Source organism: Arcticibacter svalbardensis MN12-7 (assembly GCF_000403135.1).
Lineage (GTDB): Bacteria > Bacteroidota > Bacteroidia > Sphingobacteriales > Sphingobacteriaceae > Arcticibacter > Arcticibacter svalbardensis.
Window position 1 is genome coordinate 1 of the sequence record NZ_AQPN01000130.1, and the last position, 7651, is coordinate 7651.

General features: G+C 38.0%; 9 protein-coding genes and 1 pseudogene. 9 read left to right on the forward strand and 1 reads right to left on the reverse strand.

Annotated elements, in window-relative coordinates:
• Positions 1–240: 240 nt before the first annotated feature.
• Positions 241–945 (forward strand): annotated as a pseudogene (locus tag ADIARSV_RS17455) (Rpn family recombination-promoting nuclease/putative transposase); the annotation flags it as partial.
• A 65-nt stretch (positions 946–1010) separates the two neighbouring features.
• Here the strand turns inward: ADIARSV_RS17455 and ADIARSV_RS21660 are convergent.
• Positions 1011–1124 carry an AraC family transcriptional regulator gene (locus tag ADIARSV_RS21660; protein WP_200864776.1) on the reverse strand — a complete coding sequence of 38 codons (114 nt, stop codon included), beginning with the start codon at positions 1122–1124 and terminating at the stop codon, positions 1011–1013.
• Positions 1125–1173: 49 nt separating this feature from the next.
• Between ADIARSV_RS21660 and ADIARSV_RS17460 the strand changes: the two genes are divergently transcribed.
• The 8 genes from ADIARSV_RS17460 to ADIARSV_RS17495 form a co-directional block, all read left to right on the forward strand.
• Positions 1174–1620 (forward strand): hypothetical protein, encoded by a 447-nt coding sequence (locus tag ADIARSV_RS17460; protein ID WP_016196970.1) that lies wholly within the window; start codon positions 1174–1176, stop codon positions 1618–1620.
• Positions 1621–1729: 109 nt separating this feature from the next.
• Positions 1730–1948 carry a hypothetical protein gene (locus ADIARSV_RS17465; protein ID WP_016196971.1) on the forward strand — a complete coding sequence of 73 codons (219 nt, stop codon included), beginning with the start codon at positions 1730–1732 and terminating at the stop codon, positions 1946–1948.
• Positions 1949–2270: 322 nt separating this feature from the next.
• The gene (locus ADIARSV_RS17470; protein ID WP_016196972.1) at positions 2271–3692 is read left to right on the forward strand and encodes an anthranilate synthase component I family protein; all 1422 of its coding nucleotides are present in this window, start codon (positions 2271–2273) and stop codon (positions 3690–3692) included.
• A gap of 162 nt (positions 3693–3854) precedes the next feature.
• Positions 3855–4418 (forward strand): anthranilate synthase component II, encoded by a 564-nt coding sequence (locus ADIARSV_RS17475; protein WP_016196973.1) that lies wholly within the window; start codon positions 3855–3857, stop codon positions 4416–4418.
• Positions 4384–5268, forward strand: a complete 885-nt coding sequence (trpC, locus tag ADIARSV_RS17480) for an indole-3-glycerol phosphate synthase TrpC (protein WP_016196974.1) — start codon at positions 4384–4386, stop codon at positions 5266–5268. The genes ADIARSV_RS17475 and trpC overlap by 35 nt, the downstream gene beginning before the upstream one ends.
• Before the next feature lie 13 nt (positions 5269–5281).
• Positions 5282–6460 (forward strand): GTPase HflX, encoded by a 1179-nt coding sequence (gene hflX, locus ADIARSV_RS17485; RefSeq protein ID WP_016196975.1) that lies wholly within the window; start codon positions 5282–5284, stop codon positions 6458–6460.
• Positions 6461–6564: 104 nt separating this feature from the next.
• Positions 6565–6942 (forward strand): 30S ribosome-binding factor RbfA, encoded by a 378-nt coding sequence (rbfA, locus tag ADIARSV_RS17490; protein WP_016196976.1) that lies wholly within the window; start codon positions 6565–6567, stop codon positions 6940–6942.
• Positions 6943–6988: 46 nt separating this feature from the next.
• Positions 6989–7651 (forward strand): energy transducer TonB (locus ADIARSV_RS17495; protein ID WP_040300530.1); only part of this gene is annotated, 663 nt, incomplete at its 3' end.

The following is a 7651-nucleotide window of genomic DNA, read 5'->3' on the forward strand; positions in this document are numbered from 1 at the left end:
TGGGAAACATCCTGTTGCAGGGCCTTGCATCACGTATTGACAAATATGCCAGTGCGGTAAGGAAAAAGGGGAGTCTTTTTAGCACTGCTCCAGCAATTGTTTTAGGTGAGCGAGTTTCGTTTAAACGGGAATAGCGTTAATTATGGGATATAAGAACTATTCAAAAATTAGATTATCTCCAAGATAAGCTTGCTTACAAGATTTATAAGGTCAATATTATAGTTTTTTAATTACGAACACGCTGCAGATTTGCGTGATTTTAAAAAAGCAATTTTTGATCTATCATGTACAGGAGATAATGGAGAACAATTTATCGTAGAGATGCAACGCGGAAAACAGCTTTATTTCCGGGACCGCTCTGTATTCTATACTTCACGCCTGATCAACGAACAATTGTCCGTTGGAAAGGAAAGCGACACCTATGAACTTAAGGAAGTATACTTGATCGCTGTTCTGGACTTTAAAATGGAAAATCTGCCTTCCAAACAATACTTGCACGATATCTGTCTGATGGACAAAGATAATGGCACAATATTTTATAAGAAACTGGGTTATAAGTTTTTGGAATTGCCTAACTTAACGAAAAGAGCTGAAGAATTAGAAACAGGGCTTGATCGCTGGTTTTATTTGTTGAAGAACATGAGCCGGCTGGACAAAATGCCTGTCTATTTCAACAAACGTGTTTTTGAAAAAGTGTTCCAGATAGCAGAGGTAAGCAATTTAACAAAGGAGGAGTATATGTCATACAGAACAAGTTTAGAGCAAAAATGGGATTATGAAAATGTTCTTTCCTATGCGGTTCAAGAAGCAGAAGAAAGAAAATATGTAGAAGGCAAAATTGAGGGGCAAAAAGAAACAGCTCGTAAGATGAAATCTCATGGCGTTCCAATTGAAAAGATAGCTGAATTTACTGATCTATCTATTTCCGAAATAGAAGAGCTGTAGCATTCTCAAAAACCTGATACACTTAAATGCTCAACATATTTATATGAATGTGCACTATGGATTTATCAATTCAAACTACTGTACTCATTAGGAGAGACACCTACCCTTTGTTTAAACAGCCTTGTAAAATGCTGTGGATATCTATATCCTAAGTGATAGGAACAAATTGGTTGAATAATTCATTAATTAACACAATTTTCGTTTCTTTGAATAACAATAAAAACAGCTATGTACGATTTCTTCTTTCAGGCACACTCCGGACTTCGGTTTGTTGTATTCTTTGCCCTAATAATTGCTATTATTTTAGCTTTTGTGGGTTGGTTTGGCAAGAAACCTTTTGGCAAGGCAAACAAAACGCTCAACCTGGTTACTTTAATATCGACGCATATTCAGGTAGTACTTGGTTTGGTTTTATATTTCATAAGCCCTTTGGTTACGGGCAGTACCATGGGAGAAGCAATGAAAGATAGTACTTTGCGCTATTGGAAAGTTGAACATCTGGCTATGATGCTGGTAGCGGCTGTGTTAATTACAATCGGAAATGCAAAATCAAAACGGATTGCTGATTTAACTGCAAAACATCGTCCGGTTGCTATTTACTTTAGCTTAGCCTTGTTGATCATCGTTGTTGCAATTTTACAAAGCGGAAGACGTTTATTAGGGGTAAGTCATTAAGACAGATTTGATTTAATATATAAAAGTACAGCTTACTGATGATGACCATTAGTATTTACTGAGTTCCGACAACTTTCCAAAACAAATCTCTATAACAAAGGAGGAGTATATGTCATACAGAACAAGTTTAGAGCAAAAATGGGATTTTGAGAATGTCCTTTCCTATGCGGTTCAAGAAGCAGAAGAGAGGAAATATGTAGAAGGCAAAATAGACGGGAAAATTGAAGGGAAAAAAGAAACCGCTCGTAAGATGAAAACCCAGGGCGTTCAAATTGAAAAGATAGCTGAATTTACTGATCTGTCTATTTCAGAAATAGAGGAGTTATAGACTGCTCTCTACGTACATAAGCCCGCTAATGACCAGATAGATATTCAGAAACGGTATAGCATTAAAAATTACCTATCGAAGTAGTCCTATAAATTATTTAAATAAAAATTTGGAGTTGTAAATTCCTTTAGCTTCATTTGCATTATGTTAAAAAATAAATATACTCAACTATGGTGGTGGCAAGAACATGTGCCCCGGGATATTGTATATTTATACTAGATTGATTTTAAAAAATTTCAAATAAATATAAAACCCGGTGTATTACACCGGGTTTTTTTGTATCCGGGAATCTGAAACCAACTATACCTGAAATACTACGATCATGTACAAACTATATACTTCATTTAAAAAATTACTGGCAGATACCACTACTCCTGTAAGCATCTACCTACGCATCCGGGATGTCTTCCCCAATAGCATTTTATTGGAAAGCTCTGATTATCATAGTCGCGAAAACAGCATGAGCTTTATCTGCTGTGACCCTATAGCGGGAATCGTACTCGATAAAGATTCGTTAAAGACTTATTTTCCGGATGGGACAAAACAGGAGATTCCTGCCAAAGGCATTGATCTGCAGAAAGAAGTGACCGCTTTTCGTCAGCAATTTGAATTTGACGACAGTGGGTTCAAGTTTAGCTCCAATGGATTGTTTGGTTATTTTACTTTTGAAACTATAGAATACTTTGAAGACATCAAGCTCAAATCTAAACTATCAGAATCAAGACAAATTCCGCTGTTGCAGTATCATGTTTATAAGTATGTTATTGCTATTGATCATTTTAAAAACGAGCTCTACCTGTTTGAACACAGGGCAAGTGAGGAAGAGCCAATAGGGCTGGATAAATTACAGTATTTAACACAAAATAAAGATTATCCGGAGTATCCTTTTGAATCTAAAGAAGAGGAGAGCTCAAATTTAACAGATGAGGGATTCATGTCCATTGTGGAGAGCATGAAAAAGCATATCTTCAGGGGGGATGTTTTCCAGATTGTTCCTTCCCGTGGTTTTAGCAAACCTTTCAGTGGAGATGAATTTAATGTTTACAGGGCCTTGAGGTCCATTAATCCATCACCGTATCTGTTCTATTACGATTATGGCGATTTTAAATTATTTGGATCTTCCCCTGAAGCGCAACTTACGATTAAAAATGGGGAAGCTACGATATTTCCAATTGCGGGTACGTTTAAAAGAACCGGTAATGATGTGCTTGATGCTGAACTGGCAGAGAGGCTGGAAAAAGATCCGAAGGAAAGTGCAGAGCATGTGATGCTGGTAGATTTGGCACGTAACGACTTAAGCAGGCATTGTGATAAAGTAGAGGTAAAGGCATTTAAAGAAGTGCAGTACTACTCGCATTTGATTCACCTGGTGTCGCGAGTTACAGGTAAACTGCAAAGTAATATTGACCCTTTTAAAGTGGTTGGTGATACTTTCCCTGCCGGCACTTTAAGTGGTGCACCGAAGTATATGGCTATGCAGCTGATTGATCAATATGAAAATACTGGAAGGGGTTTTTATAGCGGTGCAATTGGTTTTATGGGATTTAATGGTGACTTCAATCATGCTATTATGATCAGGTCTTTTATGAGCAGAAACAATGTGCTGCATTACCAGGCAGGGGCTGGTATTGTTGCCGATTCAGATCCTTTGAGTGAATTGAATGAGGTAAATAACAAGATTATGGCCCTTCGAAAGGCAATTGATATGGCTGAAACAATTGTATCTAAACTGGAAAAAGCTTAACTTAAACTATTATAAGCATTCCTGATTTATTTGATCCTTAAGAAAATCCAAAGGATATTGGTTTTAAGAATTTCATTGATGATCCACCACCAATTAAAACTGCCCTAATCAATAGACCCTATTGATGGTTTATTAGTATTAAATTTAAAAAGAATTATTCTGATGAAAATATTAGTAATAGATAATTACGATTCTTTTACCTTTAACCTTGTTCATCTGTTGAATGAATGTGGACAAACTCCTGTTGTATTGAGAAACGACAAGTTTAAACTGGAGGACGTAGAAGAGTATGATAAAATTTTATTGTCACCCGGTCCCGGCATTCCTTCAGAGGCTGGTTTGTTATTGGATGTGATTAGAGAATATGGTCCAACCAAGAGTATTCTAGGGGTTTGTCTAGGCGTACAGGCAATTGCTGAGGTATTTGGAGGCGACCTGTATAACCTTTCTTACCCGGTTCATGGCCGAGCGACTGAAATGCAGGTACTGGATAGAGAGGAGACGCTGTTTGATGGGTTGCCTGATAATTTTAATATTGGACGTTATCATTCCTGGGCAGTGAGTCGTGATGGCCTTCCTGAAGATTTAAAGATCACTGCCAAAGATGCTGAAGGGGTAATCATGGCTTTGAGACATACCAAATATGACGTTCGGGGCGTTCAGTTTCATCCAGAGTCAGTATTAACTGAACATGGAAAACAAATCATTGCGAACTGGCTTTTATAAATATAAAGAAATGGAGTCACGAAATATACCGGACACTTTTGTTCCTACGATTGAACAAGGTGGTATACTTGAAAAAATCGTTGCTTATAAACAGCAGGAGATCAGGGATGCGAAGATTAAGGTGGCGATGAGCAGCCTGGAGAAGACCGAACACTTCCATCGTACCTGTTTATCAATGCGCGATTTCATGCTTGATCCTGCTCGTACAGGGATTATAGCAGAATTTAAACGTGCCTCTCCATCAAAAGGAATTATTAATGATCAGGCTGCTGTATCTGTAGTGACCCGACAATATGCTGCTGCTGGCGCTTCTGCTGTATCTGTATTAACGGATAAAAAGTTCTTTGGTGGCCGGATGCGCGATCTTCTTGAAGCAAGAGGGGCTATTAAAATCCCTATTTTGCGCAAGGACTTTATTATTGATGAGTACCAGATCATTGAATCGAAAGCGATTGGAGCTGATATTATTCTGCTCATTGCCTCTATACTGACCCCTCCACAGATTGCTCATTTTGCAAAACTGGCTAAAGGTATTGGTTTAAATGTATTACTGGAAGTGCACAATCAACAGGAATTGGACCAGAGCATAGTGGATGACCTGGATGCAATAGGGGTTAACAACCGTAATTTGGATAACTTTACGGTTTCTGTGCAGAACTCTTATGATCTGGTTAAATTAATACCTGATCAGTTCCTAAAGATTTCGGAAAGCGGAATCAGCGATCCTCAAACGATTATTGCATTGAAGAAAGCTGGATTCAATGGTTTCCTGATAGGGGAAAATTTTATGAAACATCAAGATCCGGGATTAGCTATACAAGAATTTGTGAATGAGCTAAAGGCGGATTAATAACAATTTATACATGCCAAGACAAGAATCTTTTGATACTACTATAAAACAAGAACGGGCTGTACTGGTGGGTGTGATTACCCAAGGTGAATCGGAAGCCAAGGTGCAGGAATATCTGGAAGAACTAGAATTTCTGGTGGATACTGCCGGAGGTATTACAGAAAAGATCTTTACCCAAAAGATAACCACTGCTGACAGGGCCACATTTGTTGGTAAAGGTAAACTAGAAGAAATACAGGCCTATGTGCGGTCGGAAGAAATAGATCTGGTCGTGTTTGATGATGAACTTACTCCATCACAAATCAGAAACATTGAAAATGAACTTGAGGTCAAAATACTGGATAGAAGTAACTTGATCCTCGATATTTTTGCCAGTAGAGCTCAAACTGCACAGGCTAAAGCACAGGTAGAACTGGCTCAGCTGCAATACCTTTTACCACGTTTAACACGTTTGTGGACTCACCTTGAGCGACAAAAGGGTGGTATTGGAATGCGTGGTCCTGGGGAAAGTCAAATTGAGAGTGACCGAAGGATTATTCAGACTAAAATCTCTATACTGAAGGAAAAACTGAAGCTGATTGATAAGCAGAATGGAACACAGCGCAAAAACCGTGGTCAGCTTATCCGTGTGGCTTTGGTAGGATACACCAATGTAGGGAAGTCAACTATTATGAATATGCTGTCCAAATCGGATGTATTTGCGGAAAACAAGTTGTTTGCAACGCTGGATACTACCGTCAGGAAAGTGGTGATTGATAATCTTCCTTTTCTACTATCAGACACGGTAGGGTTTATTCGTAAACTTCCTGTTCATTTGGTTGAGTGTTTTAAATCTACACTGGACGAAGTGAGGGAGGCTGATATTTTGATGCATGTGGTGGACATATCACATCCTAATTTTGAGGATCAGATCAGAATCGTAAATGAAACGCTAAAAGAACTGGGGGTAGCTGATAAAAAAACCATTACGGTATTTAATAAGATTGATGCCTGGAAATCAGAAAGTGGGCAAGAAGCAGAAAGTCTAACTCTGGACGATTTCAGGAATAGCTGGATGGGTAAGCATAATAGTCCTGCAGTATTTATCTCTGCCTTGAATAAGGAAAACCTGGAAGAGCTTAAACAGCTTGTTTATGAACAAACAAAAGCAATGCATACGGTAAGGTATCCTTATGATAATTTACTGTATTAAGCACTCAGATAAAGGGTTCTTCATACTTTAATTCTAATCACTAACTTTGAACAGGTTAAATTTTGGGTACTTGATCCATTTAACCTTTTACAAATAACAATAATATGGAAAGCAAACGGCAACAAAAATTTGCAGGGGTAATACAGCAGGATCTGGCTGAGATATTTCAAAGAGAGGGAATGAGCTTTTTACCAAATATGCTGGTCACTATTACAAAGGTGCGCATGACTCCTGATCTGGCTATTGCACGTGTATTTCTAAGTTTTTTCAATAGTCAGGATGCTGCGCTTGCTTTGAGTACCATTAAAGCACATTCAAACGAAATCAGATATAAGCTGGGTTCGCGGATTAGAAATCAGGCGCGTGTTGTTCCTAGTCTGGAGTTTTTTATTGATGATACGAGTGAGTATGTGAACAGGATGGATCAGATATTTGATAAAATAAGCAAAGAACCTCGTCAACCGGATACAGAAGAAGAGTAATTTAAAGAACAATCAACAAATTGAGCTTCAATTCGTTATATTAAGAATGAAACTGAATTTACTCATATTTTTTATATTTTTTCTGCAGGTTTCCTTTAAGCCTGTAGAAAATCCTTCTTTTAAAGGAGGTAAATCTGGCTTATCTGACTTCATCAATCAGAATATGATTTATCCGGGATACTCGAAACAAAACTGTATTGAGGGGATCATTGAGGTCAGTTTCCGGTTAAATAGCCAAGGTCGGATCATTGAATCTCGTGTAAAAAAAGGCTTAGGAATAGATCTTGATGATGAGGCTCTTCGGTTAATTAGGCTTACATCAGGAAAGTGGACTATTCCTGCTCAATATGATACCACAAGTGTAATCACACTACCTGTTAATTTTTCATTGCGACAATTTAATTGCTGGCGCTCAGCCTCTGAAATTAAAGCGGCAATAGATGCTTATAAGGCACAGGGCTATCTTAGCGATGCAGTAATTACGTATTACGAGAAAAAGGATAAGGGTAATTATAACGCTAAAGATGAACAAAAGATCCTCCAGCTAAAAGAAGAACTTGGTTACGATGATGATTTTATAAGCAATGTTATTGATCAGGCAAAGCAGAAAATTAAACAGAACGATCAGGATGGGGCTTGTAAAGACTTGCAATTTGTTCGTAAAATAGGCAGTAACAAGGCTGATAAGCTCATCGCCACGTATTGTAAA